This window comes from Paractinoplanes bogorensis (assembly GCF_018829635.1).
GTDB classification, from domain to species: domain Bacteria; phylum Actinomycetota; class Actinomycetes; order Mycobacteriales; family Micromonosporaceae; genus Actinoplanes; species Actinoplanes bogorensis.
In genome coordinates this window covers 465,920-483,505 of sequence record NZ_JAHKKG010000003.1, presented here as the reverse complement: position 1 = coordinate 483,505, position 17,586 = coordinate 465,920, and the positions used below count along the sequence as shown (strand labels likewise).

General features: G+C 71.6%; 17 protein-coding genes. 9 read left to right on the top strand and 8 right to left on the bottom strand.

The window, feature by feature from the left end; all coding sequences use genetic code 11:
• The first annotated feature begins 68 nt into the window (after positions 1-68).
• Positions 69-863: an ABC transporter permease gene (locus tag KOI35_RS10395; RefSeq protein WP_215785964.1), complete on the top strand. Its 795-nt coding sequence runs from the start codon at positions 69-71 to the stop codon at positions 861-863.
• Here KOI35_RS10395 and KOI35_RS10390 read toward each other — a convergent pair.
• From KOI35_RS10390 to KOI35_RS10380, 3 genes are all read right to left on the bottom strand, one after another.
• Positions 799-2,061, bottom strand: a complete 1,263-nt coding sequence (locus tag KOI35_RS10390) for a sensor histidine kinase (RefSeq protein WP_215785962.1) — start codon at positions 2,059-2,061, stop codon at positions 799-801. The genes KOI35_RS10395 and KOI35_RS10390 overlap by 65 nt on opposite strands.
• 225 nt (positions 2,062-2,286) lie before the next feature.
• The gene (locus KOI35_RS10385) at positions 2,287-3,000 is read right to left on the bottom strand and encodes an ElyC/SanA/YdcF family protein (protein ID WP_215785961.1); all 714 of its coding nucleotides are present in this window, start codon (positions 2,998-3,000) and stop codon (positions 2,287-2,289) included.
• Positions 2,997-3,932, bottom strand: a complete 936-nt coding sequence (locus KOI35_RS10380; RefSeq protein WP_215785959.1) for a nucleoside hydrolase — start codon at positions 3,930-3,932, stop codon at positions 2,997-2,999. The genes KOI35_RS10385 and KOI35_RS10380 overlap by 4 nt, the downstream gene beginning before the upstream one ends.
• Before the next feature lie 67 nt (positions 3,933-3,999).
• Between KOI35_RS10380 and KOI35_RS10375 the strand changes: the two genes are divergently transcribed.
• Positions 4,000-4,773 carry an AfsR/SARP family transcriptional regulator gene (locus tag KOI35_RS10375; RefSeq protein WP_215785958.1) on the top strand — a complete coding sequence of 258 codons (774 nt, stop codon included), beginning with the start codon at positions 4,000-4,002 and terminating at the stop codon, positions 4,771-4,773.
• On the opposite strand, the gene KOI35_RS10370 is transcribed toward KOI35_RS10375, so the two are convergent.
• Entirely contained in the window at positions 4,770-5,000 is a 231-nt protein-coding gene (locus KOI35_RS10370; RefSeq protein ID WP_215785956.1) for a hypothetical protein, read from the bottom strand. The two genes, KOI35_RS10375 and KOI35_RS10370, sit on opposite strands and share 4 nt — an antisense overlap.
• Positions 5,001-5,241: 241 nt before the next feature.
• On the opposite strand from KOI35_RS10370, the gene KOI35_RS10365 reads away from it, so the two are divergent.
• From KOI35_RS10365 to KOI35_RS10350, 4 genes are all read left to right on the top strand, one after another.
• Complete coding sequence (locus tag KOI35_RS10365) at positions 5,242-5,889, top strand: hypothetical protein (protein ID WP_215785954.1); 648 nt, start codon at positions 5,242-5,244, stop codon at positions 5,887-5,889.
• Positions 5,890-5,945: 56 nt separating this feature from the next.
• Positions 5,946-8,102, top strand: a complete 2,157-nt coding sequence (locus tag KOI35_RS10360; RefSeq protein ID WP_215785952.1) for a M36 family metallopeptidase — start codon at positions 5,946-5,948, stop codon at positions 8,100-8,102.
• Positions 8,103-8,165: 63 nt separating this feature from the next.
• A complete protein-coding gene (locus tag KOI35_RS10355; protein WP_215785951.1) occupies positions 8,166-8,669 on the top strand; it encodes an NUDIX domain-containing protein in 504 nt (167 codons plus the stop codon).
• 65 nt (positions 8,670-8,734) lie between these two features.
• Complete coding sequence (locus tag KOI35_RS10350) at positions 8,735-9,136, top strand: hypothetical protein (protein WP_215785949.1); 402 nt, start codon at positions 8,735-8,737, stop codon at positions 9,134-9,136.
• Here KOI35_RS10350 and KOI35_RS10345 read toward each other — a convergent pair.
• Both KOI35_RS10345 and KOI35_RS10340 read right to left on the bottom strand, forming a co-directional pair.
• Entirely contained in the window at positions 9,133-9,531 is a 399-nt protein-coding gene (locus KOI35_RS10345) for a VOC family protein (RefSeq protein WP_246612871.1), read from the bottom strand. The genes KOI35_RS10350 and KOI35_RS10345 overlap by 4 nt on opposite strands.
• Positions 9,528-9,998, bottom strand: a complete 471-nt coding sequence (locus KOI35_RS10340; protein WP_215785946.1) for a nucleoside deaminase — start codon at positions 9,996-9,998, stop codon at positions 9,528-9,530. Before KOI35_RS10340 ends, KOI35_RS10345 begins: the two co-directional genes overlap by 4 nt.
• 104 nt (positions 9,999-10,102) lie before the next feature.
• Here KOI35_RS10340 and KOI35_RS48850 point away from each other — a divergent pair, with 104 nt between their 5' ends.
• The 3 genes from KOI35_RS48850 to KOI35_RS10325 are packed head-to-tail and all read left to right on the top strand — an operon-like array spanning position 10,103 to position 12,357.
• Positions 10,103-11,530: a GGDEF domain-containing protein gene (locus KOI35_RS48850; protein ID WP_215785944.1), complete on the top strand. Its 1,428-nt coding sequence runs from the start codon at positions 10,103-10,105 to the stop codon at positions 11,528-11,530.
• A gap of 39 nt (positions 11,531-11,569) precedes the next feature.
• Complete coding sequence (locus tag KOI35_RS10330; protein WP_308120891.1) at positions 11,570-11,896, top strand: ArsR/SmtB family transcription factor; 327 nt, start codon at positions 11,570-11,572, stop codon at positions 11,894-11,896.
• Positions 11,893-12,357 carry an SRPBCC domain-containing protein gene (locus KOI35_RS10325; protein WP_215785942.1) on the top strand — a complete coding sequence of 155 codons (465 nt, stop codon included), beginning with the start codon at positions 11,893-11,895 and terminating at the stop codon, positions 12,355-12,357. Before KOI35_RS10330 ends, KOI35_RS10325 begins: the two co-directional genes overlap by 4 nt.
• 15 nt (positions 12,358-12,372) lie before the next feature.
• On the opposite strand, the gene KOI35_RS10320 is transcribed toward KOI35_RS10325, so the two are convergent.
• On the bottom strand, positions 12,373-13,677 hold the full coding sequence (locus tag KOI35_RS10320) for a M1 family metallopeptidase (protein ID WP_215785940.1): 1,305 nt from the start codon (positions 13,675-13,677) through the stop codon (positions 12,373-12,375).
• A complete protein-coding gene (locus tag KOI35_RS10315; protein WP_215785937.1) occupies positions 13,674-17,492 on the bottom strand; it encodes a Pls/PosA family non-ribosomal peptide synthetase in 3,819 nt (1,272 codons plus the stop codon). The genes KOI35_RS10320 and KOI35_RS10315 overlap by 4 nt, the downstream gene beginning before the upstream one ends.
• Between the last annotated feature and the right edge of the window lie 94 nt (positions 17,493-17,586).

Here is a 17,586-nt window from a genome sequence, read left to right as displayed (position 1 = left end):
CAGCCACTCCCGGCGCTCAGCCACTCCCGGCGCTCGCCGTTGCGTCGCGGAGGTGCCAGGGTGGCGTAGTGAATCAAGGAACGGTATCGGTCGGGCCGGTGCTCGGTGTGGTGCTGGCGGCGCTGGTGCTGGTAGCAGTGGCGGCCGCGGTGATCGGGCGGCTCGGTGTCAGCCGGGCCGTCGTCACGGCCTCGCTCAGGGCGGTCGCGCAGCTCGGGCTGGTCTCGCTGCTCATCGCCGCGGTGCTGCGGTCATGGTGGGCCACGGCCGGGTTCATCGTGCTGATGGTGCTGGTCGCCGCGCTGACCTCGGCCCGCCGGGTCAGCACACTCCGGCTCGGGTGGATGGTCATCCTCCCGATCGCCGCCGGGGCGCTACCGGCCGGGGCGCTCATCGTGGCCACCGGCGCCATGCCGCTGACCGAGGTCGCGGTGCTGCCGATCGCAGGCATCCTGATCGGCGGGGCGATGACCGCGACGTCGCTGGCCGGCCGCCGCGCCCTCGACGAACTGCGCGACCGGCACGGCGAGTACGAGGCGGCCCTGGCCCTGGGCTTCCTGCCCCGCGACGCCGCCTTGGAGGTCGTCCGCCCGACCGCGGGTCAAGCGCTGGTGCCCGCGCTCGACCAGACCCGGACGGTCGGCCTAGTCACACTGCCCGGCGCGTTCGTCGGCGTGATGCTGGGCGGCGGTTCCGCCATCCAGGCCGGCGCGACCCAGTTGCTGGTGCTGCTAGCCCTGCTGGCCGTAGAGGCGATTGCCGCCGCCGTAACGGTCGAGCTGGTCGCGGCCGGCCTGATCACGCGAGCGGCAGCTCAGCCCGAACCTCGAAGCCGCCGTCGTCGCACCGCCCAGCCGAAATAGTCCCGCCAAGCGCGCGGACACGCTCCCGCATCCCGACGATTCCGTGGCCGCCGCTCTCACTTCTCGACGGTCCGGCCGCAGCTTTGCCCAGGCCGTCGGCGGTACGCGAACGCTCGTTCGTCAGCGATTCGCCAGGGGCGTTGCGGACAACTATGTGCAGTGCTCGCTCATCTACGGACAGCCGGACCCGGATGGCCGCACCGGGCGCGTGGCGAGTGGCGTTGGACAGCCCTTCCTGCACGATGCGATAGGCGGTCCGGCCGACCAGCGGCGGAACCGTCCCCGAGTCCTGGTCGAGCGCGACATCCAGGCCAGACGCGCGTGCCGCCTCGGTCATGGCGAGAATGTCGGCCATCCCCGGTGACGGCGGCGATGCGGTGTCGGCCGAGTCGCTACGCAGGACGCTGAGCAGACGCCGCATGTCCTGCAGAGCCGACCGCGAGGCACCGGCAATCGCAACGAACTCGGCATCCCGGTCGTCCGGCTCATCGCCCAGCCGGTAGGGCGCAGTCTCGGCCCGCACAGCAATCATGGACATGTGGTGAGCGACCACATCGTGCATCTCACGGGCAATCCGCTGCCGTTCCGCGAGCACGGCATGCCGCTCCTGCGCAACTTCGGCCCGTTCGCGCTCGGCAACGAGCTGGGCATCAAGCCGCACCGCCCGGCGGCGATACACCTCGAACCGCCGCCGCACCTGATCGCCGGCCACCGCAACCACGATGATCGCGGCAACCAGAACGCGCGCCCGCTCCGCGGGAAGATGAGCGATCGTGGTCGCCACACTCAGCATCGCAATCCAGAACACCGTGGCCGACCGATGAACCAGCGCAACAACAAGCACCAGCCCACCAAGAATCACCGGCTGCACCGGATGCCACGGCCACGACAGCCCATCCGGCGCAACTTGGCCCGGCAGGTTGAGCAGCGTGCCCACAACAGCAATCCGCCAGGCAACAAGCGGCCACCGCGGCAACAGCATGAGCGGACCGGCCACGCCGACTACGAGTGCCAGCCGAACCAACGTAGTCGGATCGTCCAGCGCAACCCCGCCGAGCCCGTGCCAGACAACCACCGCGCAGCCCAGCCCCGCCAAGACAAACGCCCAGCTCAGAACGGCAGCATGACCAGGCCGAACCCGATCCCGCCCCAACACCGCGACCAGAAGCCCGCTCCCAAGCGCCCGCACATTAGGCATGCGGCCATGCTCCGCCCGGCGACACCCTCCATTCGATCCGGCAGACCTGACAACCAACAGTGGTGCTACGTCCACCGTCGCCCGTCCGCCACGGACAATCGCGCGGCCAACCGCACGGTCAACGCGCAAACGCGCAGCGTGCGAACACGCAACCAACAAACGGGCACCGTGCGGACGGCGCCGCGGACGGGGTGGCCTTCTGACGTGCGGGTGGGCCTGGCTAGGTCACGCCCAGCGTTGGTCGGCGGAGCGAGGGGCGCCGGCGCCGGCGTTGAGCAGGGCTGTGTAAGCGTCGGCGACAGTGGGTGGCACGTCTACGTGGGCGATGAAACCGCGGCCCACGGGGCCGTAGCCGTTCGTGTCGTCCGTCAGGCGTGGGATCTCGCCCATCAGCAGGGACAGGTAGCGGGCGGGAGGCCACATACCGCGCGGTGGGTCGGTGAAAGCGCCCGCCGCGTCGAAATGGGTGCGGTGGGCGGCGTAGTTGACCACCTGCGTGTCGGGGGCGTGCAGGCGGAAGCCGGCGTCCATGCGGCGCTGCATCGAGGCGTCCTGGATGATCAGGATTCGGGTGTGCGGGACGCCCTCGGTGGTGAGCAGGGACAGGGCGTTGCGCACGTTGTTGCCGCAGTTGGTCGACTCGTGTTCCAGCAGGTCGGCCCGGAAGCCGTACTCGGTGCGCAGGTATCGGTCGAAGATGGCCGCCTCGGTCAAGCCGTCCGCGTCGGGCCAGCCGGTGCTCCGGCACAGGGCGTCGGTGGAGTGGCCCTGGCCGCCGACGATCATGCGGCAGTCGGCGTTTGTCCGGGCGAAGGCCTCGGCGCCGGCCAGGATGCTGCCGCCGAAGAGGATGGCCACGTCGTAGCGGCCGTCGTCCGGTGTGTCGATGTCGCGCAGCGCGCAGAAGTCCACCAGCGTGTTCGCGGCCGAGACGATCATGGTTGGAGCGTAGCGACCGCGCTCAGCAGGAGCCGCCAGAAGGCGTCGACGTCGATGTCCACGGCTACGTCGACGTTGGCCGCGGCGCCCGTACGGCCGTGCAGGTCGACGACCGTCGCGCCGCGGGTGTGGGTGCCGGTGAGCTCGATCGCGACCGGCGCGGCGACGGTGGTGACGATGGTCGGGTCGAGGACGAGCGCGACCGCCACCGGATCGTGCACGGGCGGGTGCTCGAAGCCGAACGTACGGCGGTAGGCCCCGGCAAAAAAGGTCATCAGCTCGGCACTGACCCGCCCGGGCGTGGTGCCCAGGGCCCGGAACGCCTCGATGATCTCGGTGGTGGCCAGGGCCCGATGGGTCACGTTGAGGCCGACCATGGTCAGCGGCAGGCCCGAGCGCAGCACGATGTCGGCCGCCTCGGGATCGGTCAGGATATTGAATTCCCCGTACGGCGTGGTGTTGCCCCGTTCGGTCGAGCCGCCCATGAAGACGATGCGGTGCAGGCGCGCGGCGACCTCGGGATGGGTGCGCAGCAGCAGCGCCACATTGGTCAGCGGGCCGGTGGCGATCAGCGTGACCGGCTCGGGCGACGCCGTGATGAGCCGCCGCATCAGCTCGACGGCGGTCACGTCGGCCAGGTCGGCCACGGGCAGGGAGAGGTCGGGACCGTCGAGCCCGGACGCGCCGTGGATGTCGGCGGCCACGGTCAGCTCGCCGACCAGCGGACGGGCGCTGCCCGCGGCGACCGGGACGTCGGTGGCGCCGGCCAGGGCGAGGATCCGCTGCGCGTTACGGGTGGTCTTGTCGAGCGTCTGGTTGCCGGCCACGGTGGTCATGCCGAGGAGGCGTACGCGGGAATCGCCTGTCGCCAACATCAGCGCGAGCGCGTCGTCGTGACCGGGGTCGCAGTCGAGGATGACGGGGATGGCCATCCGTGGATGGTAGAGCGGTCGTTGATCCGACCCGGCCGAACGCGCCGGACCGGCCGCATCATGAGGCATGGGCCAAGACGGGCCGGTTCTCGCCGTCCACCTGCTCGGCACGTTCCGCGCGGCGGTCGACGACGTGCCGATCGAGCCGTGGCGGGGTGGACGAACGCGTTCGTTTTTCGCCTACCTGCTCACTCACCGGCAGCCGTGGCCGACCCGGGACATGCTGATGGACCTGTTCTGGCCGGGGGCCACCCCGCAGGCGGCCCGCAACAGCCTGAACGTCGCCGTGCACACCCTGCGCCGGGCGTTCCGGGCGGCGACCGACCGGCCGGTGATCGAGTTCGGGGCGAACGCGTACCGGCTGAACCCGGCCCTGCGGCTCTGGCTCGACGCCGACGAGTTCGAGCAACTGGTCGGCGACGGCCAGCGGCTCGAGACGGCGGGCGATTTCGAGAACGCGACCCGGCGGTACGAGACGGCCGCGTGGCTCTATCGCGGCGGGTTCCTGGCCGACGTACGGCACGAGGAGTGGCCCGTGCTGCTGCGGGAACGATTACGGCTGACCAATCTCGAGGTGCTCGACCGGCTCGGCGACCGCTATTTCGAGGCCGGTCGGTACGCCGCCGCGGCCGAGCTGTGCACCCGGTTGCTGCATCAGGATCCGTGCCGCGAGCGGGTGCACCGGCGGCTGATGCGCTGCCACAGCCGGCAAGGCTATCCGCACCTGGCGCTCCTGCAGCACCGCGCGTGCACGGCCGCGCTGCGGGCCGAACTCGGCGTGTCACCCAGCCCGGCCACGCAGGAGCTCTACGAGCGGATCCGGCGCCACGAGACCGTCTAGGCCCAGGCGATACCGTTGTCGCTCAGCCAGCGCAGCTCGCGGGCGTTGAGCCATCCGCCGACCCGGCCGCCGACGTGGACGACACCCTCGTCACCGGGGTCGAGGACGACACGTTCGTGATGCGGCGGCCAGCGCAGCAGCACCCGCCGTCCGCAGCTGTGGCAACTCCACTCCTCGGCTCCGGACTCGCTCGACCCGGTCACCACCATCTCGTGCGGTCGTGCCATGGCGCGCTCCTCGAATGTCGTGTCGGGAGGCTGACATCCCCACGGCGACTTCGACGGGGCTGAGTGGGTTCCCCCACCGCGTACAGGCAAAACGCCTTGGATGTGCCAAACGTGCGGCGGGCGCTTAAATCCGACCGGGCCCGCGGTTAAGCGCTGTGACCAGCGCGGCTAAGCACGGGTTGGAACTGTCCACGAGCAGCCGTGCTCCCGCACGGACTTCGAGGACGGAGGGTCCCGGACCATGACCACACAAGAGCAGCTCCTGGCTCACTCAGGCACGTCAATGCCGCAGGTCACCGATGACATGGTGCAGAAAGCGGCCGAGCTCGGCGAGAAGTACGCCGGACAGGTCGTAGCCGCCCTGGAGAACCGGGCGGCTACGGGCAGCGTCGACATCGGGCAGCCGACGGTCGGGCCGTACGTGGCCTTCGACCTGCTGGCCACCACGCCGATCCAGTTCGGTGGCCCGCCGCCGTACCAGCCCAGCCGCATCCTGGCCGGCGGCGAACCGGCGCTCATCCTGGCGTTCCTGTTCGTCAACTCGACGGTGGACGTCCCGCACGGTTTCGCGGTCCCGCCGACCAAGCAGCTGAGCAACCGGACGTACCGGGTCAGCATGGAGCAGATCAACCTCACCGCGGTGAGCAACGGCCCGGACGCGCACATCCAGGACGTGTTCGGGGCGCCGGCCGCGACGCTGACCGTGCTGCCGTTCTGGTTCACGGCCCCGCAGCCGGGTCCCGACCCGATTCTCTTCGAGGCCAACTTCACGGCCGACATCGTCGGGGCGTCCCAGCCGTACGCGGCCTTCGCCAGCACGATCGTCGATTTCGACTCGTTCAAGGTGCTGGAGAACGTCCCCGTCCGGTACCTCGTCTACGCCGAGTAGGCGCCCAGGCGGTCACCGGTGTCATCGGTGGCCGCCTTCCGCCCGGGAGGATCCCCATGACCGGCATCATCGGCCGCGCTCTCGCCCTGCATCCGGCATGTGAGCTCCTCGCCGACCCGACCGTCGAAACGACAAGTTCCGGCTCCCGTACGGTCCACCTGCACCAGCACCACCTCGGTGTCCGGGTCTTCCACGCCGACCTGGCCGTACGCTTCGACCCGGCCGGCGCGACGTCCACCGCCGGACGCACGATCCCGATCGACGACGCGGCGACCGTCACCCCGCGGCTCCGGGCCGAGGCGGCCGTTGTCGCCGCCTGGGACAACGCGCGGCCCGGCCCGGCTGTTGTGGTCGCGCGGCTCGACGGTGCTGAGCGCCCGACGGTTTTGACGCCCGGCCCGGTCATCGCGCGCCTGACCTGGTTCCCGCGCGCGACCGGCGACCTGACCCTGGCGTGGCTGGTCGACCTGCCCCGATCCACCGTCCTGGTCGACGCTGACACCGGTGACATCCTGTACGCGCGGCCGACCGCGCTGTCGGTGACGGCGACCGGCAAGGTCTTCCTTGTCAACGGTGACATCCCGCGCGAGCAGATCACCTTCCCGAGGCCCCTTTCCGCGTACGGACTGGGTCCGCTCTCCCCCAGCCCCTGGCTCCTGGGCGAGGACACCAATGGCACCGGTGTCACCGCCCGGTTCGGTGACTCCGGCGTCCCGGTGCTGGGACGGCACGTCGACGGCACGCTCACCTTCGACCCGCATCCGGACAGCGAGGAACAGTGGGTCGTCAACGCTTTCGCGCTCGCCTCCAGTGCCCGCGACGTGTTCGCCGCGCTCGGCGTCCCCGACCTCGGCCCGCTGGACGTCCGGGTCCATCCCGACCCGCTGCCGGGCGATGTCTCGCTCGACCCCGCCACGGCCGACGGAAGCGGCCCGGTGCTGCGCCTGGGCCCGGTCGCCGCTACCGGGCGGCACACCGCGCTGGACGCCTCGATCATGTTCCACGAGTACACCCACGTCGTCACGAGCCGGCTGGTCGGCGGGGCCGGCAACAGCCACGCCTTGGACGAGCCGCAGAGCGCCGGACTGGCCGAGGGCTGGAGCGACTTCTTCGCCTGCCGACTGCTGGACACCGGTGTCATCGCGGCCTGGGCCACGAACCGGCCCGACGGCATCCGCGGCCACCGCTACGACGGCGACCATCCCGGCGACTTCGGCCAACTCGGGCAGGGCCGCTACACCGACGCCCATGCGATCGGCGAGATCTGGTGCGCCACGCTGCTCGAGATCGCGCACAGGCTCGGCTCGGACCAGCGCACGATGCAACTGGTCGTCGACTCACTCAAGCTCGCCCCCGCCAACCCCGGATTCCTCGACATGCGGGACGCGATGCTGGCCGCCTTGAGCGACGAACGCAGAGCAGCCGGCACACGCGACTCAAGCAGCGCGGGTGACATGCGCAGCACGGCGGGCACGAGCGGCACCGCGGCCGGCGCGGGCAACTCGGCCGGCGCGGGCAACTCGGCCGGCGCGGGCAACGCGGGTGACACGGCCGGCGCGGGTGGGGATGGCGACGAAGAGGTTCTGTGGGCGGCGTTTGCTCGGTTTGGGATGGGACCTCGGGCGAGCAGTGTGGGCACCGGCCTGGATGACATCCACGCTGACTTCGAGCCGCCCGCGCGGCGGACGGCGTATCCCGCGTACATCGTCACGGTGTTTCCGGGGGAGGACGGCGAGGTTCGGGGCAGCGTGGTGCCGACCAACGGGGACCACGATCCGGGGCTCGGTGAGGAGGGCGGCCACCAGTATTTCGTGGACTGCCCCGCACCGGACACCGTCGTGGCGGGTGAGCCTGTGGATGACGTACGGGTGGAGATTCTTGATCTGCGGTTTGCCATGCTCGAGAGGCGCTCACCCACGGAACCTGACCGGCTGTCGGCGCGGATGACGTTCGGGCTCGCCGGGGCGGGTGCGGCCCGCACGATGGCTGCCGGGCCGGCCTTTCTCGCTCACGTGGTGGCCACCACCGAGACCGGTGCTCAGGTTCTCACCGCGACCGTCGACCGGATGGGGCCGGGCGAGCCGGTTCATCACGCCACGCTCGAGTTCACCGCGCCCGCGCCGGGGCACTATCGGCTGCTTGCCGCGGTCATCCTGATCCAAGGCACGGTGCTCGGCCTCGAGTCCGGACCGCCCCTGCAAGTGGTCCCCTGACCCGGCCCGCGACGAGTCCAGCAACGCTTGCGGCGTCCCGCGTCCGGGATCAGGATGCGGGGCATGCCGCTCAATCTTCGGAGCTCCGTTCGCGCGATCATTCTCGACGAGGAAGAACGGGTGCTGTTGTGCCGGTTCGTGTTTCCGCATCCGGCGGTTCCGGGCGGGGCACTGGCCGTCTGGGCCGCGCCGGGTGGTGGCGTCGAAGCCGGCGAGGACCGGATGACCGCGCTGCGCCGGGAACTGCTGGAGGAAACCGGCCTGGTGATCCCCGGCGATCCGCCGCACGTCTGGCATCAGGTGGTTGTCGGGGCCGATGTGGCGCGCGGGTACGACGGCATCGTCAACGACTACTTCCTCGTGCGGACCGGGCGTTTCGAGCCGCGGGGCGAGTTCAGCGACGACCAGCTGGCCGCCGAGTTCATCGCAGAGTTTCGCTGGTGGCCGCCGGCGGAGATCGCCGCCTACACCGGATCCGACCTGTTCTCGCCGCGTGACCTGGTCACGCCGTTGACCGAGCTGCTCACCTCGGGGACGCCCGCCGACCCGGTCGCACTCGGGCTGTAAAGGCGAATGCCGGCACGGCGGGGCCGTAGGTTGTGGACCGGGCGGGGCGGGTCCACAGTGAAGGCATGCTCGATGACGCTCATCGGATCACCGCCGGGGTCGTGCTCCTGACGGTCGTCGGTATCGCCTACGGTGGCACGTTCCTGCTGCGTGTGGTGCGCGGTCAGGCTCCGGCCAACGCGCTGCAGACCTCGTTCTTCCGGGCCGGGCACGCGCACGCCGGCGTGCTGGTCATCCTCGGTCTGCTCGTCCTGATCCTGACCGACGCCAACGACGTCGGTCAGCCCTGGTCGGCCCTCTCGTCGGGCGTGCTGTTCGCCGCGATCCTGATGCCGGCCGGGTTCTTCCTGTCGGTGGCCGGCAAGGACCCGAAACAGCCCAACGGCCTGATCGCGCTGCTCTGGGCGGGCGCGGCCTGCCTGACCATCGGGCTGGTGGCAGCCGGGATCGGGCTGATCACTGCTTAGGACAACTCCTGGAAGAGGGTGATCTGCAGGTCGCCGGGCACCTCCAGGCGGGAGTTGAGTGATCGCCACGGCGTCTCGGTGGGCGGCGCGACGATCTCGGCTCCCGCCGCCGCAGCAGCCGCAGTACCGGAGGAAGCGTCGGCGACCTCGAACGCGATCCGGAAGCGCGGCGCGACCGGGCGGCCGACCTCGACCTCGTCGACATAGCGGCGGTGGGCCGGGTTGGCCAGTTCGAGGGTGGCCCGGCCGGCCTGCAGGATCATCACCCGCTCGTCGCCGTCGCCGCTGAACGCCGCCTCCTCCCCCAGCCCCAGCACGTCGCGGAAGTAGGCCACCGCGGCGTCGAAGTCCTCGACCTCGACGATCAGCCGCATCTGCTTCACCTCGCCGCTCATCGCTTCGCCGCCCGCTCGTGCAGGACGCGCATCTGCTCGTCGAACGGCGCGACCGGGCCGGTGACGTGCAGGCCGGGGACGATCCGCTCGATCGGCAGCACCGCGACCGGCGACGGTTCCTGACCCCAGCCGGCCCGCCAGGCGGCGAGCTGGGTGCTCGATCCGGCGTAGACGATCGGGCCGAGCCCGACCCAGCCGTGGGCGGCCGCGCACATCGGGCAGTGCTCGCCCGAGGTGTAGACGATGCTGGCCGCACGGTCGCCGGCGGTCAGGTTGGCCGCGGCCCACTGCGCCAGCGCGAACTCGGGGTGGGCGGTCGGGTCGTTCGCGCTGACCTCGCGGTTGCGGTCCTCGGCCAGCACGGTCCCGTCCGGGCCGGTCAGCAGCGAGCCGAACGGATGGTCGCCGGCTTCGAGGGCCTCGGCCGCGAGTTCCACACAGCGCCGCAGATGCTCGTCCGTTGTCATCCCGCCACCCTGGCGTCCCGGAGGCCCCGGAGCAAGCACCGCCCTTCGTGAGGTAGGTGCGGATTTCCGCCCTGAACGCCCCCTTGAGAAGAGACGATCACAGGGTGACCAGGGCCTGGCGGCTGATCATCGGCGTAGCGCCGCTCATCGTGCTGCTCTACTACGGGCTCCTGCAGCTGCCGGGCCAGTGGTCGGACGGCGTCGCGGTGGTCGTCTACGCCAGCGCCAACGGCACCCTCGGGGTGACCGCGCTGATCGCCGCGCGGCGGTACCCGCACCTGCGGACCATGCTGCTGCTGGTGGCCGCGGGCGGGCTGTCCTCGGTCACCGGCGACCTGATCTTCTATACGATCTCGCTGCTCGAGGGCTCGGCGCCCTACCCGAGCATCGCCGACTTCTTCTACCTGGCGCTCTTCCCGTTCATCGCCGGGGCGTTCCTGGTCGTCATCCGCCGGCGCACCCCCGGGTGGGACCTGGCCAGCGTGATCGACGCCGCCATCGTCGCGGTCAGCGCCGCCTACCTCACGTACGAGTTCGTGATCGTCCCGACCGCACGGATCCAGACCGACAATTTCTCGTGGGCGGTGGCCGTCGCCTATCCGGTCGGCGACCTCATGCTGATCACCGTGGGCGCCCGGCTCATGCTCGGGGCCGGCCCGCGCACGCTGCCGCTCAAGCTGATCGGCGGCTATCTGGGCACCCTGCTCTACGCGGACTGCACGTACAGCATCCAGGCGCTGGCCGGGACCTACCACACCGGCAACTACCTGGACGCCATCTGGATGTGCGGGTGTTTCCTGTTCGCGGCGGCGCTGCTGCACCCCGACCTGCCCCGGATGGCGGAACGCTCGGCCACCGTCACCCCGGACGCCACGTGGGGGCGCCTCGCGCTGCTCGCGGGGGCCGCCGTTCTGGCGCCCATCAGCATGATCGTGCAGCACTATCGCGGCGATTCCCCGCACATCGTCGTCGGCGCGACCGCATGCATCGTGGTCATCCTGCTCGTGCTGGGCCGGATGGCGGGCCTGGTCGGCGCGCACCGGCAGACCGCCATCACCGACGAGCTGACCGGGCTGCGCAGCCGGCGCTACTTCGTGCAGGCCCTGCAATCGGAGACGGCCCGGCACGAGCGGAGCGGGGACGGGCTGAGCGTGCTGCTGCTCGACATCGACCACTTCAAGCTCGTCAACGACACGTACGGGCACGACGGGGGCGACCGGGTGCTGGTCGAGGTGGCCCGGCGACTGGCCCGCGCGGTGCGGGAAGGCGACCTGGTCGCCCGCTACGGCGGTGAGGAGTTCGCCGTCCTGCTGCCGCAGAGCGACCCCGGGGAGGCGTACGGGGTGGCCGAGCGCATCCGGCTCAGCGTCGCCGACCAGCCGATCCCGGTCGGCGACGGCCGCCATCACCGGGTGACCGTCTCGGTCGGGCTGGCCTCCACGTCGGCCACCGACACCCTGATCCACGATGCCGACCAGGCGCTGTACGCGGCCAAGCGGGGCGGCCGCGACCGGGTGGTCGTCAATACTTAGCTCTTGCGCTAAGTATTGACGCGAGCAATACTTAGCCGCGTGGCACAGTATTCGGAGCAGCTCGACGACGTGTTCGTCGCCTTGGCCGACCCGACCCGGCGTGGCGTCGTCCGGCGCCTCGGATCGGGGCCGGCCAGCGTCGGCGACCTGGCGAGCGCGTTCCCGATGACGCTGCCCTCGTTCATGAAACATGTGCGCACGCTCGAATCGGCCGGCCTGATCCGCACCACCAAGGCGGGCCGGGTGCGCACCTGCGTGCTCAACCGCGAGCGCCTCGCCGTGGTCGAGGACTGGCTGGCCGAACAGCACACCGTCTGGTCGCAGCGCACCGACCGCCTCGAACAATTCCTGGAGGAGAACCCGTGAACCCCGATCTCGACCTCACCCTCGAACGCGTCATCCGCGCCCCGCGCGCCGCCGTGTGGGCCGCCTGGACCGACCCGGCCCGGTTCGCCCGGTGGTTCCTCCCGGCCCCGGCGGTGTGCCGGGTCGACCGCCTCGAGGTACGGCCGGGCGGTGCGATCGTGACCCGGATGAGCGACGACGGCGTCGAATTCGTTCCGCACCTGCAGTCGGTCTTCCTGGTGGCCGAGGAGCTCGAGCGGATTGTCTTCACCAACACGCTCGACGGCGACTGGCGGCCGTCGAACCCCGAGCCGGTGGCCCTGACCGCGGAGATCACCCTGGCCGACCACCCGGACGGCACCGACTACCGCATCCTGGTGCGGCACGGCGACCCGGCCGCCCGCAAGCGCCACGAGGAGATGGGCTTCGCCGACGGCTGGGGCCTGGTGACGACCCAGCTGGCCCGGGTCGCCCAAGCCTAGTCCGCCAGACGCGCCCTAGAGCGGCGGCAGCGCCGTCCGGTCGAGCCAGGCGGTGAACAGGTCGTCCAGCGGGGTGGCCGACCAGCGCTGGGCCTCGGCCCGGAACTGGCCGCCGGTGACCGTGCTGTGCCGGTGCTCGCCGGTCCACGCGCGCACCAGGCCGAAGAACGGCTCGTCGCCGATCCGGTCGCGCAGGGCGTGCAGCGTGAGGGCGCCCCGCTTGTAGACCGCCGGGTCGAACATGCGGCCCACCCCCGGGTTGGCCACGGTGAGATGGGCGGGCTGGGCCCGCAGCCGGCCGTGCCAGTTGATCGCACAGGCGCGCGCCGACGGGCCGCCGGAGGCCTCGGACCACAACCATTCCGCGTACGTGGCGAAGCCCTCGTTGAGCCAGATGTGGCGCCAGTCCGCGACCGTCAGGCTGTTGCCGAACCACTGGTGGGCCAGCTCGTGCGCGACCAGCCGCTCGTGGGTGCGCCGGCCGTCGAGATGGTTGCGGCCGAACACGGCCATGCCCTGCGCCTCGACCGGGTCGTCGAGATCGTCGTCGGCCACCACCACGACGTACTCACGGAACGGATAGGGCCCGAACAGCCGCTCGAAGGTGCTCATGATCTGCGCGTGCCGGCCGAAGTCGTGCCGGAACACCGTGCGCAGCCGGGGCGGGATGGCGGCCCGCTGGGTGATCCCGCCCATGGCCAGCTCGACCTGCTCGTACCGTCCGATCTGGACGCTCATCAGGTAGGGCGCGGTGGGTTCGTTCCGCTCGTACGTCCAGGTGGTGGCCCCGGCCCCGCGCCGCCGCGCGACGAGGTCGCCGGTCACCAGCACCGTGTACGGCGTGGCGGCGGTGAGCTTGACCAGGAAGGTGGCCTTCTCGAGCCGGTCGTTGCACGGGAACCAGGACGGCGCCCCGTTGGGCTGGCTGGCCACGAGAACGCCGTCGGTCAGCTCGTCCCACCCGATGTCGCCCCACGGACCGGAGATCGGGACGGGCGTACCGCCGTACCGGACCTCGGTCTTGAACGTGGCCCCGTACGGGATGGCCTTCTCGGGTTTGATCCGGAGTTTGCCGGCCCGGTGGGTGAAGGTGGCCCGCCGCCCGTCGACGCGGACCTCGGACACCCGGAACTGGCCGAGGTCGAGGCTGAAGCGGGACAGGGTCTGGCCGGCCTGCGCGGTGATGTTCGCGCGGCCGGCCAGGCGGTTCGACACGACCCGGTAGTCGAGCTCGAGGTCGTAGTGCAGAACCCGGTAGCCGCCGTTCCCGTTCCGTGGGAGGTACGAGTCGGTCGAATGGTCGGCCCCGGGTGGGGTCATGTCCAGTTCGCGATCGGGTTGCCGATCCACCGGCTGTCGGCGGGCACGGCATCGCCGCGGGTGACCAGCGAGCCCGGTCCGACCGTGGTGCGCGCCCCGATGCTCGCACCGGGCAGCACGATGCCGTGCGGCCCGAGCGTGGCGCCCGCGTCCAACTTCACCTCGTCCATGGCCATGATCCGATCATGGAACAGGTGGGTCTGCACAACGCACCCCCGGTTGACCGTCGCACCGGCCCCGAGCCGGACGAGGTCGTACTCGGGAAGCCAGAAGGTCTCCAGCCAGACACCGCGGCCGATCTTCGCACCGAGCGTCCGCAGCCACATGGTCAGCAGGGGCGTACCGCTGGCGAAGCGCAGCAGCTGGGGCGCCGCGAGGACCTCGACGAACGTGTCGGCGAGCTCGTTGCGCCAGACGAACGACGTCCACAGGGCGTGCTCGGTGACCCGGAACCGGCCGACCAGCAGCCACTTGGCGGCGGTGGCGGTCAGCGCGGCGACGATCGCGGCACCGAACAGCACCGGACCCGCGGCGAGCACGGCCGCCCACGCCCCGAACGACTCCCAGACCAGGGCCAGCGCGCCCAGCACGAGGACGGCCAGCGCACCGGCCAGCATGACCGGGACGATGCGGCACAGCTCGATCGCGGCCCGGGCCAGCTTGAGCCGCAGCGGCGGGGCGTAGGTGCGGGCGGCGTCGGACGTCTCGACCGTGCGGCGCAGCGGCATCGGCGGCGAGCCCATCCACGACGAGCCCTTCTTGGCCTTGCGCGGGGCCGACGAGAGCACGCCGATCAGGCCGCGCTTGGGCACCGAGCGGCCGGGGGCGGCGATGCCCGAGTTGCCGAGGAAGGCCTGCTTGCCGATCCGGGCCGGGGCCACCCGCAGCCAGCCGTGGCTCAGCTCGTAGGTCGCGACCATGGTGTCGTCGGCCAGGAACGCGCCGTCGTCGACCGTGGTCATGGCCGGGAGGGCCAGCACCGTCGACACCTCGGCGTCGCGGCCGATCTTGGCCCCGAGCAGGCGCAGCCAGACCGGCGTGAACAGGCTCGCGTACATCGGGAAGAGGGCGATGCGGGCCATCCCCATCAGGCGCTCGGTGGTCCAGACCTGCCAGGCCACCCTTCCCCGTACGGGGTGGAAACCGGCCCGCAGCCCGACACTGAGCAGTCGGACACCGGCCAGCACGAGCACCGCGTACGTCACGAAGTAGGCGATGGCGGCCAGCGGCGCCATGACCAGCGCCGAGGCGACGGTCGGGCGCCCGGCCAGCAGGGCCAGAGCGGGCAGCACGGCCACGACCGGCATCAGGCCGAGCAACTGGGCGGTCACGCTGTACACGGCCACCCAGAGCCGGGACCGGCGCGGCGGACGAGCCTCGGGCCAGGCCACGCCGTCCGTCTTGCGCTTGGCCCGCACGGCGCCGGTGACCGTGGTGCCCGCGTCGACCCGGGCGCCCTTGGCCACCCGGGCGCCGGGCATGAGCGTGCTGCGGGAACCGATCCGGCTGCCCGCGCCGACCCGGACCTTGCCGACGCGGACGATGTCGCCGTCGACCCAGTGGCCGGACAGGTCGACCTCGGGCTCGATGGCGGCACCCCGGCCGACCTTGAGCAGGCCGGTCACCGGCGGCGCGGAGTGCAGGTCGACGTCGGGGCTGATCTGGGCACCGAGAAGCTTCGCGTACGTGATCATCCAGCCCGCGCCGGCCACCGTGGTCGCACCGGTCAGCTCGGCCAGCCGCTCGGCCGCCCACAGACGCAGGTGCACGCCGCCGCCGCGCGGATACTTGCCCGGGCGGACGCCGCGCAGCAACAGCCGGGCTCCGGCCGCGGCCACCGCGATGCGGCCGGGCGGGCTGAACAGCACCAGCCAGGACGCGGCGATCCACCACCACGAGACGTGCGGGGCCCACGGGGCGAGCACGTTGCCCAGCGCGGCCAGCACGGTGAGCCAGCGCAGGCCGACCAGGGCCAGCATCGGCAGCATCATCAGGGCCTGGACGAAGCCGGCGCGCAACGGCGTGGGCACGACCTCGCGGCGGACCACGGCGGTCGTGCCGAGCAGCGCCTCGAGCTTCGCGGCCATCTGCGACAGCCGGGGGTTCTGATAGACGTCGGCCACCGACACCTGCGGGTGCTCGCGGCGGATCCAGGCCACCAGCTGGGCCGCGTTGAGACTGCTGCCGCCGTGCGAGAAGAAGTCGGCGTCGGGGGCGGTCGGACGCAGGCCGAGGATCTCCTCCCAGCCGCCGGCCAGCCACTCCTGGGTCGCCGACAGCTCGACGTCGCCGCCGTGCTTCGAGGCCAGCGGCCAGGGCAGCGCGGCCCGGTCGACCTTGCCCGACGTCCGGGTGGGCAGCTCGTCGACCTCGGCCAGCAGCGGGACCAGCGCGGCGGGCAGCTGCTCACGGATGCGCAGCGCGGCCGTCTCGGCGTCGTAGCCCTCGCGCGGCACGACATAGCCGACCAGCAGCTGGTTGCCGGCCGCGGTCTTCTTGATGGCGGCGGCCGCACCGGCCACGCCGGGCAGGGCCTGCAGCGCCGCGTCGACCTCACCCAGCTCGATCCGGCGGCCGCCCAGCTTGATCTGCTCGTCGCCCCGACCCAGGAACAGCAGGCCCTCGGGCTCGGCGCGCACGATGTCGCCGCTGCGGTAGGCGCGCGACCAGTCGAGCGAGGGCAGCGGCGCGAACTTCTCGGCGTCCTTGGCCGCGTCCAGATAGCGGGCCAGGCCGACCCCGCCGATGACCAGTTCGCCGGTCTCGCCCATGGCGACCGGGGTGCCGGTGGAGTCGACCACGGCGAGCTCCCAGCCGGCCAGCGGCAGACCGATCCGGACCGGGCCCTCGCCGGTCATCCGGGCCGCGCAGGCGACGACGGTGGCCTCGGTCGGCCCGTACGTGTTCCAGACCTCGCGGCCCTCGACGGCCAGCCGCTCGGCCAGCTCGGGCGGGCAGGCCTCGCCGCCGAAGATGAGCAGCCGCACGTCGTCGAGCGCCTCGACCGGCCACAGGGCGGCCAGCGTGGGCACGGTGGAGACGACGGTGATGCGCTGCTCGGCCAGCCACGGGCCGAGGTCGACGCCACTGCGGACCAGCGACCGGGCGGCCGGCACCAGGCAGGCCCCGTGGCGCCAGGCCAGCCACATCTCTTCACAGGAGGCGTCGAACGCCACGGACAGCCCGGCCAGCACCCGGTCGTCCGGGCCGAGCGGGGTCTCGTCGGCCAGGAAGAGCTGGGCCTCGGCGTCGACGAAAGCGGCGGCCGAGCCGTGCGAGACGGCCACACCCTTGGGGGTGCCGGTGGAACCGGAGGTGAAGATGATCCAGGCGTCGTCGGTCGGGGTCGGACGTTCGGGGCGGCCAGCCGGCTCGCCGCGCATCGTGACGCCGTCGGCGCTGATCACGGCACAGACCGCGGCCTCGGCGAAGACCAGCTCGGCCCGCTCGTCGGGGTCGTCGGCGTCGACCGGGACGTAGGCGGCACCGGCCGCGATCACGCCGAGGATGGCCAGGTAGAGGTCGGCGGTGCCGGACGGGACCCGGATGCCGACCCGGTCGCCCGCCCCGATACCGTGCCCGGTGAGCTCGACCCGCAGCGCCTCGACCTCGTCGGCCAGCTCACGGTAGGTGAGCACGCGGCCGCCGGCGTCGAGCGCACGAGCGGTCGGGTGGGCCTCGACGGTGGCGTCCAGAACGTCGACGAGTGTGCGGCGGACCGGCGCTGACGGGGAGCGGAACACCGCCTCGGGCGCTTCCAGCGTCAGGTCGATCGCGGGCAGGTCGATCAGTTGCAGGTCAGTCGTGACCGTCACCGGGCGTGCACCCTCTCCCTACTAAATCCAACGTCGCCAAGCGCACGGCAATACGGCCGCCCGGGGCAGCCATCAAAACTACGGGTTGCGGACG

Excerpts from the sequence above, each read along its gene's own strand:
- KOI35_RS10390 (WP_215785962.1), bottom strand. The coding sequence starts at position 2,061 with ATGCCTAATGTGCGGGCGCTTGGGAGCGGGCTTCTGGTCGCGGTGTTG.
- KOI35_RS10385 (WP_215785961.1), bottom strand. The coding sequence starts at position 3,000 with ATGATCGTCTCGGCCGCGAACACGCTGGTGGACTTCTGCGCGCTGCGC.
- KOI35_RS10380 (WP_215785959.1), bottom strand. The coding sequence starts at position 3,932 with ATGGCCATCCCCGTCATCCTCGACTGCGACCCCGGTCACGACGACGCG.
- KOI35_RS10375 (WP_215785958.1), top strand. The coding sequence starts at position 4,000 with ATGGGCCAAGACGGGCCGGTTCTCGCCGTCCACCTGCTCGGCACGTTC.
- KOI35_RS10370 (WP_215785956.1), bottom strand. The coding sequence starts at position 5,000 with ATGGCACGACCGCACGAGATGGTGGTGACCGGGTCGAGCGAGTCCGGA.
- KOI35_RS10365 (WP_215785954.1), top strand. The coding sequence starts at position 5,242 with ATGACCACACAAGAGCAGCTCCTGGCTCACTCAGGCACGTCAATGCCG.
- KOI35_RS10360 (WP_215785952.1), top strand. The coding sequence starts at position 5,946 with ATGACCGGCATCATCGGCCGCGCTCTCGCCCTGCATCCGGCATGTGAG.
- KOI35_RS10355 (WP_215785951.1), top strand. The coding sequence starts at position 8,166 with ATGCCGCTCAATCTTCGGAGCTCCGTTCGCGCGATCATTCTCGACGAG.
- KOI35_RS10350 (WP_215785949.1), top strand. The coding sequence starts at position 8,735 with ATGCTCGATGACGCTCATCGGATCACCGCCGGGGTCGTGCTCCTGACG.
- KOI35_RS10345 (WP_246612871.1), bottom strand. The coding sequence starts at position 9,531 with ATGAGCGGCGAGGTGAAGCAGATGCGGCTGATCGTCGAGGTCGAGGAC.
- KOI35_RS10340 (WP_215785946.1), bottom strand. The coding sequence starts at position 9,998 with ATGACAACGGACGAGCATCTGCGGCGCTGTGTGGAACTCGCGGCCGAG.
- KOI35_RS10320 (WP_215785940.1), bottom strand. The coding sequence starts at position 13,677 with ATGACCCCACCCGGGGCCGACCATTCGACCGACTCGTACCTCCCACGG.